Origin of the sequence: Streptomyces sp. NPDC051740 (assembly GCF_044453165.1) — a bacterium.
Lineage (GTDB): Bacteria > Actinomycetota > Actinomycetes > Streptomycetales > Streptomycetaceae > Streptomyces > Streptomyces atrovirens.
In genome coordinates, this window is record NZ_JBITCL010000005.1 from 84014 (window position 1) to 110476 (window position 26463).

22 protein-coding genes are annotated in these 26463 nt (G+C 73.2%); 8 read left to right on the forward strand and 14 right to left on the reverse strand.

Annotated elements, in window-relative coordinates; translation table 11 throughout:
- Positions 1-213 precede the first annotated feature (213 nt).
- The 4 genes from ACIA6T_RS10350 to ACIA6T_RS10365 form a co-directional block, all read right to left on the reverse strand.
- Complete coding sequence (locus ACIA6T_RS10350) at positions 214-1863, reverse strand: PucR family transcriptional regulator (protein WP_399446129.1); 1650 nt, start codon at positions 1861-1863, stop codon at positions 214-216.
- Positions 1864-2128: 265 nt separating this feature from the next.
- A complete protein-coding gene (locus tag ACIA6T_RS10355; protein ID WP_399446130.1) occupies positions 2129-2752 on the reverse strand; it encodes a hypothetical protein in 624 nt (207 codons plus the stop codon).
- Positions 2749-4389 (reverse strand): sensor histidine kinase, encoded by a 1641-nt coding sequence (locus tag ACIA6T_RS10360; protein WP_399446131.1) that lies wholly within the window; start codon positions 4387-4389, stop codon positions 2749-2751. The genes ACIA6T_RS10355 and ACIA6T_RS10360 overlap by 4 nt, the downstream gene beginning before the upstream one ends.
- The gene (locus ACIA6T_RS10365; RefSeq protein WP_399446132.1) at positions 4386-5072 is read right to left on the reverse strand and encodes a response regulator; all 687 of its coding nucleotides are present in this window, start codon (positions 5070-5072) and stop codon (positions 4386-4388) included. The genes ACIA6T_RS10360 and ACIA6T_RS10365 overlap by 4 nt, the downstream gene beginning before the upstream one ends.
- Before the next feature lie 163 nt (positions 5073-5235).
- On the opposite strand from ACIA6T_RS10365, the gene ACIA6T_RS10370 reads away from it, so the two are divergent.
- Complete coding sequence (locus tag ACIA6T_RS10370) at positions 5236-6135, forward strand: DUF3152 domain-containing protein (RefSeq protein WP_399446133.1); 900 nt, start codon at positions 5236-5238, stop codon at positions 6133-6135.
- A 388-nt stretch (positions 6136-6523) separates the two neighbouring features.
- Here ACIA6T_RS10370 and ACIA6T_RS10375 read toward each other — a convergent pair whose 3' ends face one another.
- From ACIA6T_RS10375 to ACIA6T_RS10385, 3 genes are all read right to left on the reverse strand, one after another.
- On the reverse strand, positions 6524-7606 hold the full coding sequence (locus ACIA6T_RS10375; RefSeq protein WP_399446134.1) for an SPFH domain-containing protein: 1083 nt from the start codon (positions 7604-7606) through the stop codon (positions 6524-6526).
- A gap of 29 nt (positions 7607-7635) precedes the next feature.
- Positions 7636-8073 carry an NfeD family protein gene (locus ACIA6T_RS10380; protein ID WP_399446135.1) on the reverse strand — a complete coding sequence of 146 codons (438 nt, stop codon included), beginning with the start codon at positions 8071-8073 and terminating at the stop codon, positions 7636-7638.
- A 315-nt stretch (positions 8074-8388) separates the two neighbouring features.
- On the reverse strand, positions 8389-10407 hold the full coding sequence (locus ACIA6T_RS10385; protein WP_399446136.1) for a hypothetical protein: 2019 nt from the start codon (positions 10405-10407) through the stop codon (positions 8389-8391).
- Between the two features lie 278 nt (positions 10408-10685).
- On the opposite strand from ACIA6T_RS10385, the gene ACIA6T_RS10390 reads away from it, so the two are divergent.
- Together ACIA6T_RS10390 and ACIA6T_RS10395 are read left to right on the forward strand one after the other, a co-directional pair.
- Positions 10686-12080, forward strand: a complete 1395-nt coding sequence (locus tag ACIA6T_RS10390) for an MFS transporter (protein ID WP_399446137.1) — start codon at positions 10686-10688, stop codon at positions 12078-12080.
- The gene (locus tag ACIA6T_RS10395; protein ID WP_399446138.1) at positions 12077-13300 is read left to right on the forward strand and encodes an FAD-dependent monooxygenase; all 1224 of its coding nucleotides are present in this window, start codon (positions 12077-12079) and stop codon (positions 13298-13300) included. The genes ACIA6T_RS10390 and ACIA6T_RS10395 overlap by 4 nt, the downstream gene beginning before the upstream one ends.
- Here the strand turns inward: ACIA6T_RS10395 and ACIA6T_RS10400 are convergent.
- The 3 genes from ACIA6T_RS10400 to ACIA6T_RS10410 are packed head-to-tail and all read right to left on the reverse strand — an operon-like array spanning position 13255 to position 17503.
- Positions 13255-13935, reverse strand: coding sequence for a response regulator (locus ACIA6T_RS10400; RefSeq protein ID WP_399446139.1), 681 nt, complete (start codon positions 13933-13935; stop codon positions 13255-13257). The two genes, ACIA6T_RS10395 and ACIA6T_RS10400, sit on opposite strands and share 46 nt — an antisense overlap.
- Positions 13932-15227 carry a sensor histidine kinase gene (locus ACIA6T_RS10405; protein WP_399446140.1) on the reverse strand — a complete coding sequence of 432 codons (1296 nt, stop codon included), beginning with the start codon at positions 15225-15227 and terminating at the stop codon, positions 13932-13934. The genes ACIA6T_RS10400 and ACIA6T_RS10405 overlap by 4 nt, the downstream gene beginning before the upstream one ends.
- On the reverse strand, positions 15224-17503 hold the full coding sequence (locus ACIA6T_RS10410) for an MMPL family transporter (protein ID WP_399446141.1): 2280 nt from the start codon (positions 17501-17503) through the stop codon (positions 15224-15226). The genes ACIA6T_RS10405 and ACIA6T_RS10410 overlap by 4 nt, the downstream gene beginning before the upstream one ends.
- Positions 17504-17849: 346 nt before the next feature.
- Here ACIA6T_RS10410 and ACIA6T_RS10415 point away from each other — a divergent pair, with 346 nt between their 5' ends.
- Positions 17850-18623, forward strand: coding sequence for a polysaccharide deacetylase family protein (locus ACIA6T_RS10415; protein WP_399446142.1), 774 nt, complete (start codon positions 17850-17852; stop codon positions 18621-18623).
- Between the two features lie 59 nt (positions 18624-18682).
- Here the strand turns inward: ACIA6T_RS10415 and ACIA6T_RS10420 are convergent, their stop codons facing one another.
- Positions 18683-18787, reverse strand: coding sequence for an AidA/PixA family protein (locus ACIA6T_RS10420; RefSeq protein ID WP_399446143.1), 105 nt, complete (start codon positions 18785-18787; stop codon positions 18683-18685).
- Positions 18784-20070, reverse strand: coding sequence for an RNA-guided endonuclease InsQ/TnpB family protein (locus ACIA6T_RS10425; protein WP_399446144.1), 1287 nt, complete (start codon positions 20068-20070; stop codon positions 18784-18786). The genes ACIA6T_RS10420 and ACIA6T_RS10425 overlap by 4 nt, the downstream gene beginning before the upstream one ends.
- A gap of 330 nt (positions 20071-20400) precedes the next feature.
- Here ACIA6T_RS10425 and ACIA6T_RS10430 point away from each other — a divergent pair, with 330 nt between their 5' ends.
- From ACIA6T_RS10430 to ACIA6T_RS10440, 3 genes are all read left to right on the forward strand, one after another.
- Positions 20401-21345 carry an RNA polymerase sigma-70 factor gene (locus ACIA6T_RS10430; protein WP_399446145.1) on the forward strand — a complete coding sequence of 315 codons (945 nt, stop codon included), beginning with the start codon at positions 20401-20403 and terminating at the stop codon, positions 21343-21345.
- A 100-nt stretch (positions 21346-21445) separates the two neighbouring features.
- Positions 21446-22645 carry an NAD(P)/FAD-dependent oxidoreductase gene (locus tag ACIA6T_RS10435; protein ID WP_399446146.1) on the forward strand — a complete coding sequence of 400 codons (1200 nt, stop codon included), beginning with the start codon at positions 21446-21448 and terminating at the stop codon, positions 22643-22645.
- A gap of 238 nt (positions 22646-22883) precedes the next feature.
- Positions 22884-23123 carry a hypothetical protein gene (locus ACIA6T_RS10440; RefSeq protein ID WP_399446147.1) on the forward strand — a complete coding sequence of 80 codons (240 nt, stop codon included), beginning with the start codon at positions 22884-22886 and terminating at the stop codon, positions 23121-23123.
- 79 nt (positions 23124-23202) lie between these two features.
- Here ACIA6T_RS10440 and ACIA6T_RS10445 read toward each other — a convergent pair whose 3' ends face one another.
- Both ACIA6T_RS10445 and ACIA6T_RS10450 read right to left on the reverse strand, forming a co-directional pair.
- Complete coding sequence (locus ACIA6T_RS10445; protein ID WP_399446148.1) at positions 23203-24744, reverse strand: DEAD/DEAH box helicase; 1542 nt, start codon at positions 24742-24744, stop codon at positions 23203-23205.
- A gap of 244 nt (positions 24745-24988) precedes the next feature.
- The gene (locus ACIA6T_RS10450; RefSeq protein ID WP_399446149.1) at positions 24989-25192 is read right to left on the reverse strand and encodes a cold-shock protein; all 204 of its coding nucleotides are present in this window, start codon (positions 25190-25192) and stop codon (positions 24989-24991) included.
- A gap of 372 nt (positions 25193-25564) precedes the next feature.
- Here ACIA6T_RS10450 and ACIA6T_RS10455 point away from each other — a divergent pair, with 372 nt between their 5' ends.
- Positions 25565-26443 (forward strand): hypothetical protein, encoded by an 879-nt coding sequence (locus ACIA6T_RS10455; protein ID WP_399446150.1) that lies wholly within the window; start codon positions 25565-25567, stop codon positions 26441-26443.
- Positions 26444-26463: the final 20 nt, after the last annotated feature.

A 26463-nucleotide genomic window follows, 5' to 3' on the forward strand; every position in this document is an offset into this window, starting at 1 on the left:
CGTGCACCCTCCCTGAACCGGGGTCTCACCGCCCCACGATCGCCGTGGGGCGGACCACCAGACTCCCGTCGCGGCGGTACGGGCGTCTTCGTCGGGAGTCCCGGTGTTCCGCCGCGCGGTTCTCACCGCGGAGCGAAACCGCGGGCGTGGCGCGGCCGCCTTCGTGCCCGGGCACGAAGGAACCGTCCCTTCCTCGTGGCGGCGCCCGAGCGCTCACGCCTCCCGGCCCCCGCGTTCGAGGAGGCGCAGCTGCAGCTGGGCGAGGAGCCGGGCGTCCGGACTGCGGAGGTCGAGCCCGGACACCTCGGTGATCCGGCTGATCCGGTGCCTCAGGCTGTTCGCGTGCACCCCCAGCTCCCGGGCGGTGTCCGGTACATGGCCGAAGTGGTCCAGGTACACCCGCAGGGTCCGCACCAGGGTGCCCCCGCCGTTCCCGGCGTCGAACGCCACCAGGCGTGCCACCGGTGTCTCCGGCGCCGGGTCCGGTCCCGTCAGCGTGTCCAGCATCTGGTTCAGGGCGATCGACTCGGCCACCTCGTCCGCGGAGGCGACGGTGCGGTGCTCTCCCGGCGAGAGCAGGGCCCTCAGTGCCAGGTCCGCCGACCGGCGGGACCCGGGCAGGGCCGCCAGGGTGTCGGCCACCGTGCCCAGACCGACCCTCGTCTCCGGCCCGAACGCGTCGGCCACCTGCCGCGCCAGTGACCTCCCCAGGCGTGCGACCTGTTCGACGGCCCGCCGCACGTCCTGGTGCAGCGCGCCCACCAGGACCAGGGCCCCCTGGTCGACCGGCACCACCACGGACGTGAGGCCGTTCGCGCCGCAGCACACGGACAGCAGGGCGCACAGCCTTCCGGTCTCCTCCCCCTTGCAGGAGGCTCCGGGACGTACCGCCAGGACCGCGCAGTGCCCGTGCGCCGGTATCCCGGTGCGTTCGGTCAGTACCTCGGCGGATCCCCGTCCGTCGAGCAGCGCGCGGGCCGTGTCCTCGACCAGCCGGGCGTGCGTGCGGTGCGACCGGTGGTGCAGCAGGTGTGCGGCGGCCGCCCGCGCCGCCGACCGCAGGGTGTCGGAGGCGTGCGGCGGGAGGTCACCGCCCGCGGCCGCCACCCAGATCGATCCCAGGATCTCCCCGCCCGCCCGGACCGCCACCACCAGGCGTTCGGGATTCTCCCCGTGCGCCGGCCGGTGGATGACGTCCCCCGAGCCCCACAACGCCTGGAAGAACCCGGCCTCCCGCATGGCGGCCACGCGCCACTCCGGCACCCGGCGGCCGAGGATCGTCAGCCGGCGCAACTCGTCCACGTCCTCCTTCGTGGACGAGTACGCCAGGACCCGGGACTCCACGTCCTCGATCGTCACCGCGCCGCCCACCAGGACCGCCACCGCGTCGGCCAGCCCGTTCAGGTCGCCCGGCAGCACGGCCGCCACCGCCGGGTCGGCGGGGACCCCGGACAGGACCAGACCGGCCCGCAGCGCGCCGACCAGCTCGGTCCAGCCGCACCACGCCGTCCGGAAGAGCACCGCCGTACCGGCGTCCTCGACGGCCGCCCGCAGCGCCTCCGGGGGCCGCCCCGACCTCCCCGGCCCGAAGACCACCGCGGCCGCGCCCGATCCGGCGGCCTCGCGCACGACGTCGACGGCGGCGGCCGCGTGCGGATCGACGCCCACGGCCAGCACCACCTGCCCCCGGGGCGGCCCCGCCTCCAGCGGGTCCAGCACGGTCACTCCCTCGACCACGACCCCCAGGCCGCGGGGAGCCGTGTACGGTTCCAGCGCACCGGCCCCCATGACCGACAGCAGGCTCTCCAGCGTCGGTCCCGCCGCGGTGCCGTCCCCCTGCCCGGCCGTCTCGTTCAGCGCCATCCGGCCCCCCACTTCGGTGCGTCACGTGACGGTGAGTGTAGAAGGCCTCACAGGAACGGGTGAGGCGTATGCCCGGAAGCGGTCGGCCGGCCTGCCGCCGCGCGGTCAGGCGGGGGGCCGTGGCCGGAAGGCCGGTTCCGGTCCTGGGCGGGGGCCGTCCTGGGCGGGGGCCGTCCTGGGCGGGGGCCGTCCTGGGCGGGGGGCCGTCCTGGGCGGGGGGCCGTCCTGGGCGGGGGGCCGTCCTGGGCGGGGGGCCGTCCGGTGGTCAGCCGGAGGGCTCCCACGGGGTCGGTGCTTCCGGCTGCTCCTGCGGAGGGGACACGGCGGGGCACGCGTGGTCCGACTGCGTCATCGCCCATCCGTCCCCGGACACACGGAGGCTGCTGGGCGCGGCGGAGCGGCGCGCGGTGTCGCCGTCGGCTTCCGCGTCGGCGCGGGGGACGGCGGTGAGGGCCGGCGAAGCCGCGTGGTTCACCGTGCACGTCAGCTGGAGCATGGCCCGACGGCTCAGCGGAGCCGTCTCACCGGGGAGCCGGACGGAGAGGATGCCGTCGTCGGCGATCGCCACCCGTGGCGCGTCCGTCAGGCGGGGCAGCTCCGTGGTGGCCGCCGGGGCCTCGTTCGCGGCCGACGCCTCGAACAGCAGGCGTACGACGGCCTCGAGGTCCCCGGCGTCGTCGATCCGGTGGGGACGGGGCATCAACTCCCCGTCGCGCAGGAAGAAGAGGGAGATGGTGGCGGGCGTCGGGGGTGGTGTCGGACTGGGGGAGACCATGCCGCTCGCCGGCGCACCGGCCTCGATGACACCGGACGGGGGGACTCCGCACGCCGTGAGCGCGACCGCGGCCGTGAGCCCGGACAGCAGCGCTGCCGTCCGTGAGCCCCTCACCGGGTGCCCCCGTCGGCCTCGGTGCCGGTGTCGTCGCGGTGCAGCGGGAGTTCGACCGTGAACACCGCGCCGCCCCGGGGCAGGTTCGCCGCCCGGATGCGCCCCCCGTGCAGGCGCACGTTCTCCGCCGTGATGGCCAGACCCAGCCCGCTGCTCTCGCTCCTGGCCCGTGAGGTGCTCGCCTTGTAGAACCGCTCGAAGATGTGCGGCATGGCCTCCTCGGCGATCCCCGGTCCGTTGTCGGTCACCTCGATGACGGCCCACGCCATGCCCGCCCCGTCCACCCGTACCCCCATGGTCAGCCGCACGGGCGGCTCTCCGTGCCGCAGCGCGTTGCCGATCAGATTGGCCGTCACCACGTCGAGTCTGCGCGGATCAACGCGCGCGCGGAGCTCACCCGGTCCGGGCAGCCGGGTCTCCACCTGCTCCTGCCGCCACCGGGAGGCGACGGTGCGCCGTACGGACTCGGCCAGGTCGATCTCGTCCCGGTTGAGTTCGGCCGCCCCCGCGTCGAAACGGGAGATCTCCATCAGGTCGTTCACCAGTCCGCTCAGCCGGTTCGTTCCCTCGCTGATGAGCCGCAGCGCCTCACCGGTCTCCCCTTCCCCCTCCAGGTCCAGCACGTCGGTGACCGCCGACATCGCCGCCAGCGGCGTGCGCAGCTCGTGGGAGACGTCCGCCACGAAGCGGCGCCCCCGGGCCTCCAGGCGACGCAGCTCCCTTACGGTCCGCTCCAGTTCGGCCGCCGTCTCGTTGAAGGACTGGGAGAGATCGGCCAGTTCGTCGGAACCGGTGACGTCCAGCCGTACGTCGAGGTGCCCCGCGGCCATCCGGCGCGTCGCCCGGCGCAGCGCCCGTACGGGTCGCAGTACGCCGCTCGCGGCGAGCAGCGCCAGGACGACGGCGAGGCACAGGGCCACCAGGGTGGCCCGCTCGATGCCGCTGACCATGGCCTCGACGTACCCCTCCTCGGTGGTCTGCGGGACCTCCAGGTACATCACGAGCCCGGAGAGCCTGGGCTCCGTGGCCTCGCCGCCCTCGCCCGAGGTGTACGTGACGGGCATGCCGACGACGAGACGAGGACGCCCGTCGACGTTCATCCGCTGGAACACCGCGACACGTCGGTCCCGGACGGACCGGAGCATTTCGGGGCTCGGCTCGGTGAAACCGGCGCTCGGCGCGTAGGCGCGGTGGCCGTCGTACGTGGCCATGACCTTCCAGCCCGACGAACGGTTCGCGTACAGCACCTGGTCCACCGCGGACTGGAGGTCCGCCGGGTTCGGGGCGAAGGGGATGGAGGGCGCGACGGCGTCGACGCTCGTACGGAACCGGTTGATGACGGAGTCCTGGCTCTGCTGGAGCACCCCCGTGCGCGCCTCGCGGAAGGCGAGGGCCCCGGTGCCCAGGGAGCTGGCCACGGCCACCAGGACGAAGGACGTCAGCAGGCGGGGGCGCAGGCCACGAAGGGGGAGCGGGACGCGCGCCAGGGCCGCCCGGAGGAACCGCCGGGGACCGGCACCCGGTACGGCCGCGGGGGGCTCTTCAGCCGTGGGGACCTCGGGTGCGGTTCTCCGCTCCCCGGCGGTCCTCCGTGTCCGTACGGTCCTCCGCGTCCGCGCGGACGTCCGGTCGCTCATGAGGTGCCGAAGCGGTAGCCGAATCCGCGTACGGTCTGCACGTAACGGGGATTCCTGCCCTCTCCGAGCTTGTTGCGCAGTCGCTTCACACAGGCGTCCACGAGCCGTATGTCGCCGTGGTAGCTGTGTTCCCAGACCGCTTCCAGCAGCTGCTGACGGCTGAACACCTGGCCGGGCGAGGCCGACAGGGTCAGCAGCAGCCGCAGTTCGGAGGGGGCGAGGGTGACGGGTTCGCCGCGGTGCGTCACCACGAGCCCGGCACGGTCGACGACCAGCTCGCCGTGCGTCTCCGCCCGGGGACGGGTACCGTCCGGCAGCGACGCGTCCTGTCTGCGCAGTACGGCCCGTATCCGCGCGTCGAGCACCCTGGCCTGCACGGGCTTCACCACGTAGTCGTCCGCACCGGTCTCCAGTCCCACGACCACGTCGACGTCGTCTCCCCGGGCCGTCACCATGATGATCGGCACCTGGTCGCGGTCCCTGATCCGGCGGCACACATCCAGGCCGGACATGCCGGGCAGCATGAGATCGAGCACGACGACGTCCGGCCGGAAGGGGAGGAGCTGTTCCAGCCCTTCCTCCCCCGTTTCCACGGCGAGGACCTCATGCCCCTGATGCCGCAGACCCAGTTGGACGGCCCTGCGGACATCTAGGTCGTCTTCGACGATCAGGACCCGTGGCATTGCGGCAGTGTAGGCAGACCGGACGGGATGACCGTCCCGAGGAAGGCCCCTCTCCGACCGCCGTTACACAACGATCACACGGGCCGGGGAACGCGGGCGTCGTTATCCTTCCGTGACAGTGCCGGCTCATCGCGATCATCTGGGATCACCAGATTGATCTGTCATGCATTCGGCACGACAGCGGCAGTCCGCACCCCCCACCGGCAGCACCGCGGCCGGTCACCGCGCCGGTCGCCGGCGCCGGTCCTCCCGTCGCCGGGGACGGCCGCGCCGCCGGGGCCGGAGCCTGCTGATCGGCCTGCTGGTGGCCGCCGGCCTGCTGGGTTCGGCGGCGTACCTCCTGGGAAGCGGGCGGAGCGACGCGTCGAGCGGTGCGCCGCACCCGCGGAGCACGCACGTCACCCCCACTCCCACGCCGTCCCCCTCCGCCTCCCCTTCCTCCTCCCCCTCTCCCTCTCCCTCTCCCTCCGCGAGCCGGACCGAGATCGACGTCCCTCCGACGGGCAGCGGGACGTTCGTCACCGCGCAGGCCGGTGGGGAGACGGTGGGCAGCGGTTCCCGCCCGGTGCGCTACGTCGTGGAGGTCGAGACCGGCCTCGACATCTCGCCGTCCCAGGCGGCGAACGAGATCGCCGACATACTCGCCGCCCCGCGGGGCTGGACCCACGACCCGGACAACGCGTTCCAGCTGGTGGGCGCGGGATCGCCGCACGACATCACGATAAGGATCGCGACACCGGCGACGGCGGACGCCCTGTGCTGGGCGGGCATCCAGCAGGACACCGGAGGCGAGTACAACTGCGAGGTCCCCGGAGGGGTGGTGGTGAACCTCAAGCGCTGGGTCAAGGGCTCGCCCACCTTCGACGGGCCGATCCACGACTACCGGGCGCTGATCATCAACCACGAGATGGGGCACTTCCTCGGTCACGGGCACGTGACCTGCGGGGGCGCCGGGCGACTGGCCCCCGTGATGATGCAGCAGATCAAGGGCCTGCACGGCTGCGTCGCCAACGCCTGGCCCTACGACGAGAACGGTGACTTCGTCACCGGGCCGCCCGTATGACCGGCGCCGGTCCCGAGGCCGGCCGTCACGGCGGACGGCCGTCACAGCTCGGTCATGTACCGAACCCGGGGCCATGAACTGCCGGCACCACTGTCAACTGCCTGGCCCTGAAGGGGCAGGCTTGCGGGCAGAGTGGGACATGAAGTCCCGCTGTGGTCCCCCGCGTCCGGACCGGCCAGGCCGTTCCGGGGCGATTGACCGCGCCCCGCTGCCACGCGGCATCGGCCCGATGGGCGATGTTGCGGGAGCCCTTGTGATCCGCGTGACGTCACCGCAGCCGCGTGGCGCCCCCCGGGTTCCCCGCCGGGCAGCGGCGGCGAGCGGCGCCGTGAGCGACGTGCGCGGTCCGGCCGTGGGCCCCGGACGCCGCACGGCGGGTCCGGTGGGTTCAGCCGCCGGGCGTCTGCCCCCGGTGCGGCGTCCGGGGTGACTTCGCGGCCTCGACGGCCTCCGCCTTGGCGTCGCTCACCGCGGCGGCGGCCTGCCTCTCGGCCTCGTGGGCGGCCGCGGCGGCGTCGAGCTCCGGAGGCCGGCCTTCGGCCGGGGTGGCGTCGGCGGTGGCTGCCTCCTCCGGTCGCGCGGTTCGGGGAGGACCCTCCGCCGGCTGGTCACCGAACGCCCGGGTGACGGTCCGGACCGCCTCGGTCAGCTCCCCCGGGATCACCCAGAACGTGTTGTTGTCGCTGCTCGCCAGGTGCGGGAGCGTCTCGAGGTACTTGTAGGCCAGGACCTTCGGATCGGCGTTGTTGCGATGGACGGCCTGGAAGACGAGCTCCACCGCCTTCGCCTCGCCGTCCGCCCGCAGGATCATGGCTTGTTGCGTGCCCTGCGCCTCCAGGATGTCCTTCTGCTTCGTGCCCTCCGCGGTGAGGATCTTGGCCTGCCGCTCCCCTTCGGCGTGCAGGATGGCCGCGCGCTTGTCACGCTCGGCCCGCATCTGCTTCTCCATCGCCTCCTTGATGGTGGCCGGTGGGTCGATGGCCTTGATCTCGACGCGGTTGACCCGGATGCCCCACTTGCCGGTGGCGTCGTCGAGGACGGCGCGGAGCCGGGAGTTGATCTCCTCACGCGAGGTGAGGGTCTCCTCCAGGTCCATGCTGCCGATGACGTTCCGCAGCGTGGTCACGGTGAGCTGGTCGATCGCCTGCAGGTAGTCGGCGACCTCGTAGGCCGCCGACCGCGGGTCGGTGATCTGGTAGTACAGCACGGTGTCGATGTTCACCACGAGGTTGTCCTCGGTGATCACCGGCCTTGGGTCGGACGAGTAGACCTGCTCGCGCACGTCGAGTCTGGTGTTGACGCGGTCCGCCACCGGCAGGACCAGGTTCAGGCCGGGCTGCAGCGTCCGGCGGTACCGGCCGAACCGCTCGATGTTGTAGCGGCGCGCCTGCGGGACGATCCGCACGGCGGAGGCCATGAGGAAGACGACGACGACGACCGCCACGAGGGTGAGGACGACAACTGGATCCACAGTGCCTCCGTTGCTGTGTGTTCAGCCGTTCACGGAAGGAGTTCGCGGGGGTAGACGAGGGCCGTGGCGCCTTCGATCTCCATGACGTCCACCAGCGCGCCCACCGGGATCACGAGGCTTTCGTCGTAGGCGCGGGCGGACCACTCCTCGCCGGACAGTTTGACCAGGCCGCGGGTCGCGGTGACCTCCTGCACGACCTCGGCCCGCTTGCCGATCAGCGCGTCACTGCCCTCGTGCATGAGGGGTTGCTGTGCCATGTGGCGCAGCGCGACGGGGCGGACGAGGAGGAGGCCCGCCGCCGCTGCCGCCACCAGGGCCAGGAGCTGGCCGAGAAGGCCGATTCCCGCACCGGCGACCACGGCGGCGACCAACGCGGCGCCCGCCAGCAGCCCGAGGACGAGTGTCAGGGTGAAGAACTCGGCGACACCCAGTGCCGCGGCGGCGAGCAGCCATACGAACCACGGCATCGCGTCCGCCCTCCTTCAGGGGCCCTGTCCACCAAGCTACCGCCCGGACCGCCGGACGGAACAGACACGGCACCCGTGGTTCCCGGCCGTCGGGCGCCCGCCCGGCCCCCGGTGAGGGGGCCGGGGGCCGGGCAGGGCCCGTGCACGATCACATCCGTACGCGGCGGGACCTGGCGGACCCCGGCCGGCGGGCGATCCGTACGGTCTCCTCGTCGCCCGGGTCCCCGGCCGGGGGTCGAGATCGCCGGGCCGCGAGGGCCGGGCCGCGAGGGCCGGGGCGCGAGGGCCGGGGCGCGAGGGCCGGGGCGCGACGCCTTACGCCGAAGGCCCCCGTCCCTCCTCGACCAGTTCCCACGCCCGGGCGAACAACTCCGGCAGGGTACGAGTGGGGAGGGGGAGCGGGTTCTCCAGCCGGCCGTTGTAGGAGCGTTTCACGCCGAGCAGTTCCGCCTTCCACGCCTCCATGGGCTGGTAGGGCTTCCTGGCGTGGATCCACTCGCCCGGCAGGAAGAGCCCGCGGCCCGCACGCGCGCGTCTGTCCTCGACGGCCAGGCCGTGCTCGGCCAGCACGGCGGCGGCCTTCTGGTGCCGGGCGGGCTTCCAGCCGTTCCACGTACGGATGTCGCGGTCGCCCGGCGCGTACAGGGTCAGCAGTTGCAGGTAGAGCGCCGCCGCGTCCTCGTCGATGCCGAGTCCGCCGGCGACCCGGCCCAGTACGTCGGGCGCGGAGAGCGCCGGGTTCGTCTCGTACGTCCCCGGGGGCAGCGAGGAGTCCCCGAGCCGCTCGACGATACGCGCGCAGACCGGTCCGCGCAGCCACTCGACCAGCCCGAGGTCGAGGTCGTAGGGGGAGTCCGACCATGCCTCCCGCAGCGTCCGGGAGCGCTCGTCGTCGCCGTAGAACGCCGGGCGGAAGTACAGCTTGGGCCGGGACCGCACGCCTCTGCGGTCGACGACGCCGTCCACGACCACGGTCAGTCCGTCGTCGGCGCTCGCGACGTCCAGTGGCTCCGGGCCCGCGTAGGGACGCGAGCCGAACCTGTCGCGCACATCGGCGACCCCGTCTCCCACCACGTGGCTGAGGTTCCCGGCGTCCAGCAGCAGGCCCGGGTGGTTCAGCCGCTCCCGCAGCGCCCGTACGAGGCCGGGTGCCCCGGCGCGGACCGGGTCACCGGCGGGAAGCTCCGCGTAGACCCGGAAGAGGTTCGGCACGACGACGTGCAGCGTGTCCTCGAAGTCGATGAGGTCCCAGTCCTCGGCGGCGGTCGGAAAGGGGCGGAAGTCGCTGTTCCGGATCCAGGTGTCGAGGTTCGAGCCGAGACCGCGTATCGAGGCGTGGTCGGTGAACACCGCGCAGAAGCGGCCCGCCGACAGCCGGGCCCGATCCACCTCGATGAACCTGTCGAAGGTGCGTTCCGGGACCACGGTCCGCCTGCCGTACCGCTCCCGCCAGGCGTGCGCGATCCGTTCCGCCACCGCGCGCATGCCCTGCGGCTCCCACAGCCCGGCGGGGTCCTCGGGCAGTACGTCCGCCAGCAGTTCGAGGCGGTCGAGCGGGCTCGTCCGGCCGGGCTCGCGGACGCCGTCCTCGACCTCGGCCACCTTGAGCCGGTGGATCCCCCGCTCCCGGTCGTCGAGGTGCGGCAGGTATCCCCCGGCGAGCATCCCCGCCAGGGCGAAGGACGCCGCCGCCCGGCCCATCCCCGTAGCGTCCCGCAGCACGGCCACCGCGTCGAGGTCCCACGGCACCGGCCCGCGCTCCCGGACGAGGTCCACCAGCCGGCGCACCTGCCCCGCACCGCCCCATCCCCCGCGCGGGACGTCGGTCACCTCCTCGATCGTCCCCAGGCCCGGCGGATCCGCCTCCCCCGCCCGCAGGTCGACGAACTTCCGCAGCCCTCCGGCGGACCAGCCGACCGCGACAGCCGCCCCCCGCTCGTCCCGGACGGCCTCGGGGCCGCCCTCGGCCACCCGCACGAGCCCCGTGCGCATCCGGGCGCGGGAATCGGCGAAGGGGCTGTCCGCCCAGATCTCCAGCAGCGCGAGCAGGCGCCGGCGCCGCTCGTCGCGGGTGGGCTCCACGGCGGCGCGCAGCGCCACGGCACCGATCCGCCCGATGAACCGCGACCAGGATCCCTCCCCCGCCCTGCCCGGCCCCTCCCCCTGTTCCCCCCTCCCGGCCAGGTAGCGCCCCGTCCGCTCGATACCGGCCAGCGCCCCCTTGCCGCTCCAGTACCCCGAGCCGTCCACGAGACCGCCCAGCGCGGCCGCCACGCCGTGGTCGTCAAGGGCCGCCGTCCCGGCCCGCGCCGTCAGCGGCTCGCTCGCCGTCATCCCGTCTCCCCGTGTCCCCGTACCGCGCTCGAACACCCCACGAAGAGATCATGACGTACGGGTCCGACAACGGAGCACGGACTCTGACGGTCGGTCACCTCCCGGTCCGACAAGACGACTCCCGTGGTGCGCGGGCACCAGGGCACGTGGGTGGCTGGTCCGGGTGCACCAGGGAGAGACGGCGTCGGGGAACGATGCCCGGCGGGGCGCCGGAGGGGAGTGTGGGAGGCGCGCGCATCCCGCGCGTTCACCCTCGTCCGACGACATGAAGGACGTCCATGTCCCAAACTGTGGTTTCCCCGGTCCGTGTCCGGAGGCTGTCGATCGGTGCCCTCGGCGTCCTGGCGCTCGCCCTCGGCACCCTGCAGTCGGTGGTGGAGCCCGCGCTCCCGCTGCTGCAGAGCGAGTTGGGGATCAGTCCCGGCGAAGGGGCCCTGGTCGCCAACGCGTTACTCGTCACCGGCGCGGTCACCGCGCCCGTCGCGGGCAAACTCGGTGACCGTCACGGCGGGAAGCGGGTGCTGGTCTGTCTGGCGGCCCTGGTCTCGGCCGGTGGTCTGCTGGCCGGACTGGCGCCGAACCTGCCGGTGCTGCTGCTCGGTCAGGTGTTGCAGGGCGTCATGGTGGGTGCGCTGCCCCTCTCCTTCATCCTGGTGCGCAAACACCTCCCGGCAGGGGAGTCGCAGGTGGCGATCGGGGTGGTCGTCGCGCTGTTCACGGGCGGCGGCATGGTGGGGACGGCGGTCGCCGGGCCGATCGCGGAAGGGCTGTCCTGGCACTGGATGTTCGCGCTGCCGACGATCGCGGTCGGCGCGGCGACGCTGGCCGTGATCCGGCTGATGCCTCACGATCCGCCGATCCGGCCGGACGACAGGATCGACTGGCCCGGCGTGGTTCTGCTGAGCGGCACGCTGCTCGCGTTCATGGTCGGGCTCGTGACGGTGACGGGCTCCGGTCTGCCGCCCCTCGCGGTCGGTGCCCTCGTGGTGGCCGTGGCCGCCCTCGCGACCGGGTGGGTCGTCGTGGAGCGCCGGTCGGCCGCGCCGATGGTCGACCTGCGCATGCTGGCGAAGCCCGCGATGCGGGACGCGTTCGTGCTCACCTTCGTCATCACCGCCAGCTTCGGGATGGTGGTCTTCCTGCTCCCGCAGCTGTTCGCGGTCCCGGCCGACGGGTACGGCTTCGGGGCCGGCACCACCGACATCGGACTGTTCCTGCTGCCCGGCGCCGTCGCGGGGGCGGTGAGCGACTCGGTCGGCGGTCTCGCGGCGCGGCGTTTCGGTCCGCGTGCCGTGGTCGTCGTGGGCACCGTCGTCACGGCGGCCACGTTGATCACTCTGGCGTCGGTGCACACCGCCGCGTGGCAGCTCGTCCTCGCGAAGGTGCTGACCGCGTTCGCCGCGGGCGTCGGCACCACGGCGTTGCTCGCCGGCACCGCCACCGCCGTCGAGGCCGAGGACACCGGCATCGCCACCAGCCTGCTCGTGGTGACCCGCGTGATCGGCGTCGCCCTCGGCGCCCAGGCCGGCGCCGCGATCCTCGACGCCGGGACCGACCCGGTGACGGGCCTGGCGGCCGAATCGGCCTTCGCCACGGGTTTCGCCGTCGCCGGCCTCGTCGCCGCACTGTCCCTGCTCGTCGTCCGCATCACGAAGAAAGAGGTCCAGGCATGACCGCGAAGCGCACGGTTCTGATCTCCGGGGCCGGTGTCTCCGGGACCGCCCTGGCGTACTGGCTGCACCGGTACGGGTTCGCGGTCACCGTGGTGGAGAAGGCGGGCGCACCGCGCGACGGCGGTTACCCGATCGACGTCCGCGGGACCGCGGTCGAGGTGGTCCGGCGGATGGGGATACTGCCGCGGCTGCGGGACGCGCACATCGACTCGCGTCGCGCCACGTTCCTGGACGCCGACGGCGGTGAGGTGGCCTCGGTCAAGGCGCACGCCGTCGCCGGCAGCGTCGAGGGGCAGGACCTGGAGGTGCGCCGCGGGGAGCTGACCGCGAGCCTCCACGCGCTGGTCCGCGACGACGTGGAGTTCCTCTTCGACGACTCCGTCGACACCCTCGACCAGTCCGCGGGAGGGGTCGACGTCACGTTCCGCGGTGGGCGGCGGCGTACGTTCGACCTGGTGGTCGGCGCCGACGGCACGCACTCGCACACCCGGGGGCTCCTGTTCGGCCCCGAGGAGCGGTTCCACCGCTACCTCGGCTACTGCTTCGCCCTCTTCACCATGCCGAACACCCTCGGGCTCTCCCGCGAGATCGTGATGTGGAACACCCCGGGGAAGGCCGCGGCCCTCTACGCCGTCGGGGGCGGCGGCGACGAGCTGCACGCCTTCCTGAACTTCCACCGGCCGCAGCCGCCGTCGGACGTCCTCCGGGACCCCGACGCCCAGCGGGAGCTGGTCGCCGAGACCTTCGCGGACGCGGGGTGGGAGGTACCCGGCGTGGTCGCCGCCCTGCGCGACGCGGACGACCCGTTCTTCGACACGGCCGGTCAGATCCGTATGCCCCACTGGTCCCACGGCCGTGTCGCACTCGTCGGCGACGCCGCGTACGCGCCCTCGTTCCTCACCGGACAGGGGACGAGCCTCGCGCTGGCCGGCGCCTACATGCTCGCCCACGCCCTGGCCGCGCACCGGGACCACACCGCGGCCTTCGCCGCCCACGAACGCGGCCTCCGCGGATTCGTGGACCTGAACCAGGCCCTGGTCGACAACGGCGCGGCCACGCTCTTCCCCACCACGGCGGGGTCCCTGGAGCGGCGCAACGCCATGCTGCGCGGCCTCGTCACCATGCCCTCCGCGCCGGTGCGGCCCGCCCACTCGGCCCTCACCCTGCCGGAGGACTACGGCGACCGGTCGGGGCCGGCGTGGGCCAGGCCCGTCCGGTAGGCGATGACGACGAGCTGGGCCCGGTCGCGGGCCTCCAGCTTCGTCATGGCGCGCTGCACGTGGGCGCGGACGGTGAAGGGGCTGAGGTGCATCCGCTCGGCGATCTCCTGGTTGGACAGGCCGGTCGCGACCAGGGCCACCATCTCGCGTTCGCGCGGGGTGAGCACGGCGAGCCGTTCGGCGCGGTGCGCCGGGACGTCGTCCGGTGTGGCCAGGAAACGGGCGACCAGGGAGCGGGTCGCGGCGGGGGACAGCAGGGTGTCGCCGTCGGCGATCGTCCGTACGGCGTCCGCCAGGTCCTCGGCCCCGATGCCCTTGCCGATGAAACCGCCGGCCCCCGCGCGCAGCGCCTGGGCGACGTACTCGTCGGTCTCGTACGTGGTGAGGATCAGGACGCGGCTGGCACGCAGTTCCGGGTCCGCGCAGATCTCCGCCGTGGCGGTGAGACCGTCCACCCCGGGCATCCGGATGTCCATGACCACCACGTCCGGGCGCAGCTGCCGGGTGAGCCGCACCGCCTCCCTGCCGTCACCGGCCTCGCCGACCACGGTGATGTCGTCGGCGCTGTCGAGCAGCATCCGGAAGGCCCCGCGCAGCAGGGCCTGGTCGTCGGCGAGCAGCACCCGGAGCGTCATGGCGCGTCCCCGGCCGCTCCGTCGCCCGTCCGTCCGTCGGCCATCGGGTCCTCCTCGGTGGTCGTCGCTCCGTCGGTCCCCCGCGCCGTGTCCCTGACGGGCGGGAGGGGCAGTCGGGCGGAGACGAGGAAGCCGCCCTCCGGGCGCCTGCCCGCGGAGAGCCGTCCCCCGACCGCGGTGGCACGTTCACGCATCCCGATCAGACCGTACCCGGGCGGACGGTCGGCCGTCGTGGCCGCACCCGGTCCCGTACGGGCGTCCCCGCCGTCGTCGGCGACGGTGACGGTCACGCGGTCGCGGTGCCAGGCGAGGCGCACCCGGGCGCTGCCGGTACCGGCGTGCTTGGTCACGTTGGTCAGGGCCTCCTGGACGATGCGGTAGGCGGTGAGGTCCACTCCCGGCGGCAGCGGCCTGGCCGTGCCCTCCTGCCGCACCGACACCTCCAGGCCCGCGCGGCGGAAGGACTCCAGGAGCGCGGGGAGGCGGGCCAGTCCGGGCGCCGGTTCGGCGGGCTCGGCCGCGTCCCCCGACTGACGCAGCAGACCGACCGTGGCCCGCAGCTCGTCGAGCGCGTGACCGGTGGTCTCGACGAGCTCCCCCAGGCTCTTGCGGGTCTGCTCCGGGCGGGTGTCGAAGAGGTGGGCGGCGACCGTGGCCTGCGCGTTGGCCAGGGTGATCTGATGGGCCACCAGATCGTGCAACTCCCGTGCGATGCGCACCCGTTCCTCGGCCACCCGCCTGCGCGCCTCGTGGTCCCGGCTCTCCTCGGCCCGCCGGGCCCGCTCCTCCACGGCCTCCAGATAGGCCCGCCGGTTCCGCACCGAGTGACCGAGCACGCCGGCCACCAGCGGGACCGCCGCCATCACTCCCATCCTGCTCGCGTCCTTCCACGAGAAGCCCCCGGACAGAGGGGCGGAGGCGGCCAGCACCGCGGAAGCGAGCAGCACCGCGCCCGCCGCGCGGCGTTCGGTGCGCGCGGCGAGCACGTAGGAGTAGGCGGTGATCACGGCGGGGGCCACGATGAGCGGGGTCAGCAGGAGACCCAGGGGCGGCACCAGCACACCGACCGCGGTCGTGGCCGCCAACGCGGCCAGGGGCGCCCGGTGCCGCACCGGCAGCACGGCGCAGGACGCCACGGCGACGACGTAGGCGGCGGCGGACGGCGGAGCCAGCGTGTCGTCGACCTGCACCACGCCGCCGAGCAGACAGAGCGCGAACGCCGTCGCCGCGATCGCGGCCTCCCGCGGCCACGTGGCACGTGGTCGCGGGAGGCCGTCACTGGTGTGTGTCATGGCCGGCGGCCGGCGGGGAGCGGCGGCACCGCCGCGTCCGGCCGGGTCGCGGAGGCCGGGTCCCGCCTGCTCAGGGCCTCGCCCTCGATGTCCACGTCCGGCAGCACACGGTTCAGGATACGGGGCAGCCACCAGGCCCGGTGGCCGAGCAGCGCCAGGACCGCGGGGGTGATCGCCATCCGGACCACGAAGGCGTCGAAGGCGACGGCGGAGGCCAGGCCGAGGCCCATCGTCTGGATGGTCGGGCTGCTCATCCCGACGAATCCGGCGAACACGCTGATCATGATGATCGCCGCCGCGGCCACCACGCGTCCGCTGTGCCGGAATCCGTTGACGATCGCCTCGCCGGGGGACGCGCCGTGGACGTAGGCCTCCCGCATCCGGGTGAGGAGGAAGACCTCGTAGTCCATGGCGAGGCCGAAGACGATGCCGATGACGAGGATCGGCATCAGCGACATGACCGGTCCGGTCTGCTCGATGCCGAGCAGGTCCGCCGCCCAGCCCCACTGGAAGACCGCGACGAGGACGCCGAAGGCGGCACCCACCGACAGCAGGAAGCCGAGCGCGGCCTTGACCGGGACCAGGACCGAGCGGAAGACCACCAGCAGCAGGAGCACCGCCAGGCCGATGACGATGGTCAGGTAGGGGAGGAGGGCGTCGGCCATGGCCTCGGAGATGTCGATGTTCAGCGCGGTCCTGCCGGTCACGAAGACGCCGGCGCCCGTGTCGGCCCCGGCCTCCGGAACCGCGTCCCGCAGCGCGTACACCAGGTCCTTGGTCTCGCCGCTGTTCGGCGCGGTCTCGGGTACGACGGTGAGGAGGGCCGTGTCCCCGGCCTTGCTGAGCACCGGGTCGCCGACCGACGCGATCCCGTCCACATCCCGTACGGTCTTGACGACCAGGTCCGTGGCGGCGCGGGGGTCCACGGACTCCGCGGTGTCCACGACCACGGTCAGCGGGCCGTTGAAGCCGGGGCCGAAGCCCTCCGACAGCAGGTCGTAGGCGCGCCGCTGGGTGGTCTGCACCGACTTGGACTCGTCGCCGGGCAGCCCGAGTTCGAGGCTCAGCACCGGTGCGGCGACGGCGCCGAGACCGAGTACGGCGGTCACCAGCACGGCGATCGGCCGGCGCAGCACGAACCGCGCCCAGCGGGTGGCGAGCCCGGGCCGGCCGGCCGTGGCGGGCACCGCGTGCGGGCGGGCGCCGGCCGTGGCGGGCACCGCGTGCGGGCGGGCGCCGGCCGTACGGCCGGCCTTGCGGAGGGCGCGGGGCAGTACCCGCCGGCCGAAGAAGCCGAACAGCGCGGGGGTGAGGGTCAGCGCGACGAGTACGGCGAGGGCCACGGCGCCCGCACCGCCCAGGCCCATCCTGGTGAGTTCGGGGATGCCGACGACTCCCAGCCCGGTCAGGGCGATGAGGACGGTCGCGCCGGCGAAGACGACGGCGGACCCGGCCGTGCCCACCGCCCGGCCGGCGGCCTCCTCCGGCGCACTGCCCCGGGCGCGCTCGTCGTGGAAGCGGGAGGTGATGAAGAGCGCGTAGTCGATGCCGACCGCCAGCCCCAGCATCAGCGCCAGGATGGCGACGGTGGACGTCAGGCCCAGCGGCACGGCCAGCGCGGTGACCAGGCCGAAGGCGATGACCACGCCCAGGAGGGCGGTCAGCAGCGACAGTCCGGCCGCGGCCAGCGACCCGAGGGTGAGGACCAGCACCACCGCCGCCACCAGCACGCCGACGATCTCCGTCGTACCGCCCGGTTCCTCCTCCGCCTCCAGGGCCGAGCCGCCGATCTCCACGGTCAGCCCCGTGTCCCGGCCCCGGTCCGCGGCGTCCTCCAGGGCGCCCTTCGTGGCCTCGGTCAGGTCGAGAGCGCCCACGGTGTAGGTGATCGTGGAGTAGGCGATGGTGCCGTCCTCGCTGACGGCGCCGGTCTCGTAGGGATCGGTGGCCGACGCGACCTGGCCGCCTCCGTCCAGCGAACCGAGCGTGTCCTCGACGGCCGCCCTGTTCTCCGTGGCCGTCACCCGCTGCCCGTCGGGGGCCCGGAACACCAGGCGGGCCTCGGCGCCCTGGGCGTTGCCCTGCGGGAAGCGCTCGTCCAGCAGGTCGAACGCCTTCTGCGACTCGGTGCCGGGCATGGAGAGCTCCTCCTCCTCCCCGGCCGGCGCCACGGCCGCGGCGACCACGGCCAGCAGCAGGACGCCCAGCCACACACCGCCCACGAGCCGGCGCCGCCGGAAGGCCCACCGTCCGATCCGGTACAGATACGTCGCCACTTGCCGATCACTCCAGACACCACTGAGGGAGGGGAACGCGCGGGATCCGCGCGCCTCCCACACTTCCCTCCGGTGCCCCCGGCGGGCATCGTCCTCCGCCGCCGTCCTCCCCTGGTGCGCCCGGACCAGCCGCCCCGGGTCCTGGTGCGTACGCACTACGGGCCGACGCGGACCCCACCGCCGTACCGCGTCATGCCCGGCCGCCGCCCGTCGAGTTGTCCGCGAACTCCCCCGGCATTGTCCGTGATCGGTAACGGACGCATCCCGAGGGCACCGGACTCCGTCATGTCAGGTGGGTCCAGGGTGAGCGGAGCCCGACGGACAACTACGCGAGGGCGGGACGGACATGGCACGGCACGGCGGCGGGCGGAGCTGGTACGGCAAGCTGGTCGGGGCGGCGCTCGGAGTGACGGTGCTCGCCGTCGGCGCCTCGGTGTGGACCGCGCAGGCCGACCCCGTGGGCGGTTCGTCGCCGAAGGCGACCGCGTCCGCCACGCCGGGCGGTGACGCCAAGCCGGTCGACGTGAGCATCGCGCACGCCTCGGACGCGGGGGCGCGCGGCGTCAACATCACCATCGACGACGGCCCCGACCCCGCGTGGACCCCCCAAGTCCTCGACATCCTGCGGGAGTACGGGGTGAAGGCCACGTTCTGCGTGACGGGTGTCCAGGCCCAGGCCCATCCGGACCTCGTGAAGGAGGTCGTCGCGGCCGGGCACCGGCTGTGCAACCACACGGTGTCGCACGACACCGCCATGGACAGGAAGTCCGAGGCCTACCAGTCGAAGGAGATCCTCGACGCCGAGCGCATGATCATCAAGGCGTCCGGGGGCGTACGGTCGATGTACTACCGCGCCCCCGGCGGGGCCTTCACCCCCTACAGCCGCGAACTGGCCGCCTCCAAGGGCATGCGCCCGCTGGGCTGGAACGTGGACACCAAGGACTTCGAGCAGCCGGGCGCCGACGCCATCGTCGCCACCGTCCAGCGGGAGATCTCCAACGGGCCGACCGTCCTCTTCCACGACGCGGGCGGCGACCGCGCCCAGACCGTCGACGCCCTGCGCCGCGTCCTGCCCTGGCTCAAGGAGCAGGGTTACGCCTTCGGCTTCCCGGTGCGCTGAGCCCGCGGTCCCTCCGCGACCACCACGTCACGGAGGGACCGGTGTTCACCCGGGGGCCGTCAGGGCCGCTCGATGGTGATGAAGGGGTCCCACTGGAAGTAGCCCCGCAGGTTGCGGTGGTGGTCCAGGACCTGGAAGTAGAATTGACATCCTCCTCCTCTCAAAAGAGGGGGATTCCAACCCGGGTGGGTTGAGGTTCACGGGCGCTCGAGCGGCTGGTGGCCGCTGTCACCCCTCCGGCACCGGCTGCACGCCGGGGGCGGGGGATCCCGCCCTGTCCTGCCGCGACGTTCACTGCCGCGTTCTCATCCGCATTGCAGGTGAACCCGCAGGACACACAGACGAACTCGGCTTGGCTCTTGCGCGAGTCCTTCTCGATCCAGCCGCAGGCACTGCACCGCAACGACGTGTACGGGGCGGGGACGTCCTCCACCCGCCCGGGGGCCTTCTCACCGGTACGGCGGCGCAGCAGGCCCCAGCCCTGGGCCAGGATGCCCCGGTTCAGCCCCGCCTTCTGCCGCACCCGCGTACCGGGCTGCTCGACGGTTCCCTTCGCCGAACGGGTCATGGTCGTGATGTTCAGTTTCTCGAACCGGATCAGGCGGCAGGTGCGGGCGAGCATGGTGCTGGTCTTCTCACACCAGTCCTTGCGCCGGTCCGCCTCCCGCGCCTTCAGCCCGGCCACCTTCGCGTACTCGGCCCGCTTGCGGTCGCCGCCCTTGGGGGCGCGGGCCGCACGGCGCTGGTGCTTGCGGACCTGCGCCCGTTCCCTGACCGTGAGCTGGGGGCAGTTCAGCTTCCGGCCGTCGGACAGGGCAGCGGTGACCTTCACGCCCCGGTCGATCCCGACGACCTCCCCCGTGCCGGGCGCGTCGCTGGGGCCGGGGATAACGGCGAAGGCGATGTGCCACCGGCCGTTGCGGAAGGTGCCCCGGAACGTCTTCGCCTGCGGCAGCCCGGCACGGGTGAGGCGGAAGCGGACCCAGCCGCAGCCGGGCACCTTCACCCGCGCCCACCGCCGGTTCAGCCTCCGCACCACGACGGAGCGGCCCATCACCTGCCTGCCTTTGGTGTTCAGCTTCGGCGAACCGTCCGGATGGAACTCCAGAACCCGGTCGGTACCGATGAGGCGGAAGCCCTCGCGCACATGCCTCTTCCGCCAGGTCGGCTCACCGAACCCGGAGGCGAACCGGGCGTTCTTGGCCCTGGCGAAGTCCTTCAACGCCTGCTGCTGGACGTCCGCGTTTCCCGCGGCCAGCCACGCGTTCTCCCGCCGCGCCTCGGTCAGCTGGCGGCACTGCTCCACGAACCCGGGAGCGGACCTGCGACCCGGCCGCCAGTGCGCGTGCTGCTCGACGGCCAGATTCCACACGTACCGCGCGTGCGCGCAGTGCAGCAGCATCCGCTGCTCCTGCTCGCCCGTCGGGTACATCCGGAAACGTGACATGCCGCCAAACGTAATCCCGCCCCCCGCCTTTCTCTTCGCATCCGATCACACTCATCCGAACGAGCGATCCACCCCGCCACCATGCCCACCCCATGACCGAACTCGCCGCCACTCCCCTTTCCGGAACGCCGCATCGCTCTGAAGGCGACGCGGCTTCCCCTGCCCGGCAAGAGAGGTAGCAGAAACATCCGCTCTCAGGTGCGCGTCGGAGCAGCCCCGGGACGCGTTCGTCCCCGGCAGGAACGCCGGGCGCTCTCCGCCGGAGTCCCGGCAGACGTCCGGAGCCGCCGCCCGCGCCCCCGGGCCCCCGGCCGGGCTAGGATCCGGAGCATGGCCCTGACCGTGCAGGACGTGGACCGGTTCGAGGCCTCCAGGCCCCGTCTGGAGGCCATCGGCTACCGCCTCCTCGGCTCCGCGAGCGAGGCCGAGGACGCCGTGCAGGAGACGTTCCTGCGCTGGCAGGCCGCCGACACCGGCCGCATCGAGGTCCCCGAGGCCTGGCTGACCAAGGTGCTCACCAACCTGTGCCTCAACCAGCTCACCTCGGCCCGCGCCCGGCGCGAGACCTACGTGGGCGAGTGGCTCCCCGAACCGCTGCTCGCCGGCGACCGGATGCTCGGCCCCGCCGACACCGCCGAACAGCGCGAGTCGGTGTCGTACGCCGTCCTCGTCCTGCTGGAACGTCTCTCCCCCAACGAGCGGGCGGTGTACGTGCTGCGGGAGGCCTTCGACTACCCGCACCGGGAGATCGCCGAGATCCTCGACCTCACCGAGGCCGCCAGCCAGCAGATCTTCCACCGGGCCAGGAAGCACGTCGCGGACGGCAAGGCCCGTACCGAGATCGACGAGGCCGCCGCCCGGCGGGTCGTCGACGAGTTCCTCGCCGCCGCCACCAGCGGCCGGACCGAGCCGCTCGTCCGGCTGCTCACCCAGGACGCCGTCGCGGTCGGCGACGGCGGCGGGAAGGTCCCGGCCCGCGCCAAGGCGTTCGAGGGCGCGCTCGCGGTCGCGACGTTCATGCGGGGCCTGTTCAAGCCGGGCAAGGCCAAGCGCGACATCGTGGGCGGCTCGCCCGGCGTCCACGCCACGACCGCCAACGGCGACCCCGCCCTGGTGGCGGTCCTCGACGGCCGGATCGTCGGCATCATGTGCTTCGCGGTCACCCCCGAGGGCATCACCGCGATCCGCAGCCAGGTGAACCCCGACAAGCTGGAACGCGCGACCCGGCTCTGGGCTGCCGCCGACCACGGAGAACCCCTGCTCGTCGCCTTCTGAGCACCATGTGACCCACGCCACACCCCGCTCCTGTCAGGAAACGGCGGGCCGCCCGGTTCAAGGGGCGACCCGCCGAAGAGCCGACGACAGGAGCAGGGAAATGCAGCACCGCATCATCGTCCTCGGAGCCGGATACGCCGGAGCCGTCGCCGCCGGACGCCTCGCCAAGCGGCTGCGCCGCGAGGACGTCGCCATCACCCTCGTCAACGCCGAGCCCGACTTCGTCGAACGCGTCCGCATGCACCAGCTCGCGGTGGGCCAGGAGCTCAGGCCCCGCCCCTTCGGCGAGATGTTCGCGGGCACCGGCGTGGAACCGGTGCTCGCGAAGGTGACGGGCGTGGACGCCGACCGCAGGACGGTCACCGTCACCGACGGCACCGGGAGGAGCGAACGGCTGACGTACGACACCCTCGTCTACGCCCTCGGCAGCGGCTGGGACACCCACGGCGTCCCCGGTGTCGCCGAACACGCCCACGAGATCGCCAGTCGCCCCGGCGCCCTCCGGCTGCGCGAGCGCCTGGCCGGCCTGGAAGCGGGGCGGCCCGTGGTCGTGGTCGGCGGCGGACTCACCGGTCTGGAGGCCGCGACCGAGATCGCCGAGTCCCGCCCGGACCTCGACGTCTCCCTCGCCGCCCGCGGCGACCTCGGCGACTGGCTCTCCGCCAAGGGCCGCCGGCACCTGCGCAAGGTCGTCGACGGGCTCGGCATCACGGTGCACGAACAGACCTCCGTCACCGCCGTCGGGGCCGACCACGTCACCACCGCCGACGGCCGCTCCCTCCCGGCCGCGGTCACCCTGTGGACCACCGGCTTCGCCGTCCACCCGCTCGCCAGGGCCACCACCCTGGAGACCACCGGCACCGGCCGGATCGTGGTCGACTCCACCATGCGCTCCCTCTCGCACCCGGAGGTGTACGCCATCGGCGACGCGGCGCTGGTACAGGGGCCCGGTGACAAGCCGCTGCGGATGTCGTGCGCCTCGGGCGTCCCCACCGCCTGGCAGGCCGCCGACGCCATCGCGGCCCGCCTGACCGGCGGCAAGCTCCCGAACACAGCGCTGCGCTACTTCAACCAGTGCATCTCGCTGGGCCGCAAGGAGGGCCTGATCCAGTACGTCACCGCCGACGACCGCTCCGTCGACGTGGCCCTGACCGGACGCCTCGCCGCCCTCTACAAGGAGCTGGTCTGCAAGGGCGCCGCCTGGGGCGTGGCCAACCCGACCCTCGGCGTTCCGAGCCGCCGCCGCGCCCTGGTCCACGCCCCGGCCGCCCCGGCCACCCCGCTCAGGCCGGCGGCCTGAGCACGGCGGGGCCGTACGTGGCTGTACGTGAGGGAGCGTCTGGTGTTGTGTCAGGGCGTGGACACAGCACTGGACGCGCCGCGTACCCGCTCCTGCCTGCCCGGGGCGGTCTCCGCGCTCTTCGGAGCCGCCGTGGGCGGTGCCGCCTGGTCACTGGCCGTCTGGGCGCGCGCGTACTGCGACGCGGGCTTCGACGCCGGCGGACGGTCCGAACTCGACTTCCTGCTCCCCCCTGGTCGTGGGAGCCGAAGCGGTCTTCGGGCTCGCGGCGTGGGCGGCCGGCCGGCGTCTGGCGCCGCGCGTGCCGGCGGCGGCGCTCCGGGTCCTCCTGCCGGCGCTGCTGGTGGTCCTCGTGACGGTCTGGCCGGCCTGGTGGTTCCTCGCGACGCGGGGGACCCTGGACGGCTACCCCGGCGACTCGGGTCTCTGCCCGGCGAGCAACGTCCCGCCCCGGTGGCCCGCCTGGATCCCCGCCTGACACGACGGGCTCCTCACTCTCCCAGGGGCCCGCTCGGAGGGGCGGGACCGCGTCCTGGGGGACGCGGTCCCGGGCGGTTCTAGGCGGCCGGGCCGGAGCCGGGGCGTCGCTGTGTCCTGCGGCGGCCCTCCTCACCGGCGGGACGGCCCTGGCCGGCGGGACGGCCCTGGCCGGCGCGGCCCCGGCGGCCCCGGCGGCTGCGGGAGGGGGAGGACGTGGCGCGGGGGCTTTCCACGGGCGGCGCGGCGATGACGACCGGGACGCCGGAAGGTTCCTGGGCGCCCGTGATGCGGCTCAGTTCGGCCTCGCCCGAACGTACCTGGGTGATCAGGGGGGTGATGCCCGCCGAGGCCATCAGCCGGCTCATGTCGCGGCGCTGACCGGGCGTCACCAGGGTGACGACGCTGCCGGACTCCCCGGCGCGGGCCGTACGACCGCCGCGGTGCAGGTAGTCCTTGTGGTCACTGGGCGGGTCCACGTTGACGACCAGGTCGAGGTTGTCGACGTGGATTCCGCGCGCGGCGACGTTGGTCGCCACCAGCACCGTCACGTCCCCGCTCTTGAACTGGGCCAGGGTCCGCGTGCGCTGCGGCTGGGTCTTGCCGCCGTGCAGGGCCGCGGCGCGGACACCGCTGCTCAGGAGGTGCTTGGTCAGCCGGTTCACCGCGTGCTTGGTGTCGAGGAACATGATCACCCGTCCGTCCCGCGCCGCGATCTCGGTGGTCGTCCGGTGCTTGTCCTCGTCGTGCACGTGGAGTATGTGGTGCTCCATCGTGGTGACGGCGCCCGCCGACGGGTCGACGGAGTGGACCACCGGGTCCGTCAGGTAGCGGCGGACCAGGCGGTCGACGTTGCGGTCCAGGGTGGCCGAGAAGAGCATCCGCTGCCCGTCGGGGCGCACCTGGTCGAGCAGGGCGGTGACCTGGGGCATGAAGCCCATGTCGGTCATCTGGTCGGCCTCGTCGAGGACCGTGATGCCGACGTCGTCCAGCACGCAGTCGCCCCGGTCGATCAGGTCCTTGAGCCGTCCGGGCGTCGCGACGACCACCTCGGCCCCGGTGCGCAGCGCACCGGCCTGCCGGCCGATGGACATCCCGCCGACGACGCTGACCGGCCGCAGGCCCACGGCGCGGGCGTACGGGGTGAGCGCGTCGGTGACCTGCTGGGCGAGCTCGCGGGTGGGGACGAGGACGAGGGCGAGCGGTCGCCGCGGCTCGGCCCGCCGTCCCGCCGTACGGGCCAGTACGGCGAGGCCGAAGGCGAGGGTCTTGCCCGAGCCCGTACGGCCCCGGCCGAGTACGTCGCGGCCGGCCAGGGAGTTCGGCAGCGTCGCCGCCTGGATCGGGAACGGCGCGGTCACGCCTTCGCGGCCGAGCGTGTCCAGCAGCCGCGCGGGCATGTCGAGATCGGCGAACGACTCGACGGCGGGCAGCGCGGGCGTGATCGTCTCCGGCGGCGCGAACTCGCCCTGTACGGGCCGTGCGGCCGGCCGGTTTCCGGAACCCTTGGAACGGCGCGGACCACCGGAGCGAGGGGCACCCGAGCGGGGGGCGCCGGAGCGGGGCGCGCCGGAGCCTCCTCCGGAACGGTCATGGGTGCGGGACGTGCGGGCATGCTTCATGCGGAACCTTCCTTGATGGGGCGCGTACCAAGGAATTCCCGCAGCACATGGGCGGCGCAGAGAATCTCGAGACGAGCCGAAGTCGATGGTGGCCGGGCCGGGCCGACGGAGAGGCCGACGGAGGATACGTCACCGGCCGGTGAAGTGGTGGAGCCGCCCCGTCACACGCCCGGAAACGCAGCGAGCCGGGGCCCGCACCCCAGAGGTGCGGGCCCCAGCCGCGAAGTACGCGTCGGCGCCGGTGTCAGACGGGAACGATGTTCTCGGCCGTCGGGCCCTTCTGGCCCTGCGCGATGTCGAACGACACCTTCTGGCCTTCCTGCAGCTCGCGGAAGCCCTGGGCGACGATGTTCGAGTAGTGGGCGAAGACGTCGGGGCCGCCGCCGTCCTGCTCGATGAAGCCGAAGCCCTTTTCCGCGTTGAACCACTTCACGGTGCCGGTAGCCATGTCTTTTCTCCTTCGGAGGCGGTATCGGGAATTCACCCTGTGCGAATTCCGTGTCGCCGTGATGATCAACCCGTAGGAAATGAACCCGCTGGCAACCACACCTGCAACTGATACCGACACTAGCACGGTGCGATCGGCCCTGCGTGATCGCAAATTCCGTCCCGGGCGACGACCTGGGAATACGTGCCGTGCCCGGCGCTTATTCCCCCTGTAACGGACACGAGGGTCACATCCCGGGCGCGCGCCGGCCGCGGTGCGTCACCGCTCGGAGGCGTGGATCGTGGCGGTTTCGAGACCTTCGGAGGTGTGTGACACTCCGTCAGACATGGGTAATCCTCGCTGCCTCGGATCCGTGACCACTCAGGGGGACAGATGAACGACGGGTACACGAGTTTGCCGGGATGGAGAGGCGGGGACGCCAACGCCGCGTATCTCGACAAGAATCTGCTGCACATACCGGTGGAGACCTCCCTCGACGACTCGGTCCACTGGCGGCAGCTGCTCCAGCTGTTCGTCTACGCCTTCCTCGCCTCGGTCCTGGCGTTCCTGCCCCTCTTCTTCTTCGGGCTGTTCCTCCTTGTCGCGGGCAGCGGCGAGGGATTCGCCCTCATGGCCACGCTGGCGTACATCGCCTCGGGCGCCGCCTTCTGGGTGACCCTGCTCGGGATGCGCCTGGTCGAGCCGATCGCCGAATGGCGGGTCCTGCTGGCGGACCGGAGCGGATCCCTCGACTCGGCGTACGTCTCCATCGCGGGCACGCTCGCGCGTCGCTTCATCCCCGTCGACCGCGCCGAACGGGTCATCGCGACCGGACTGGGCCGCGATCAGGTCCGCAGCCGCCTGGTGCTCTCGGAGGGCAGGTGCCAGGTCTACGTCTCGGTCTTCTCGTACGGTACGAGCCTCTACCTGGGGTGGCAGATGTGGCGCTCGCGCCGCGGGTACGCCCTGATCGGCGGGTTCGTGACGGATCTGTTCGCGTCCGTCACGGGCCGTCTGAGCCCCGAGCGGATCATGCTGCGGACCGAGGGCGTGCGGGCCATGCGGGAGGCGGTGCACGCGGCGTGCCGGGAGGGGCTGGCCACGGCGGTGGACCAGGTCGTGGTGCCCGTCGGCTACGCCTTCCCGCAGGGACTGCCGCCGGTGCAGGCCGACCCGGCGAGGTCCGCGCCGGCGCCGGGCCTCGACACCACGGGCACCTGGGGGCCGCCCGCGGGCGGCGCCCCGGCGGGCGGTACGCAGCCCGGTATCTGAGGCGAATCGGTCATCGAGGC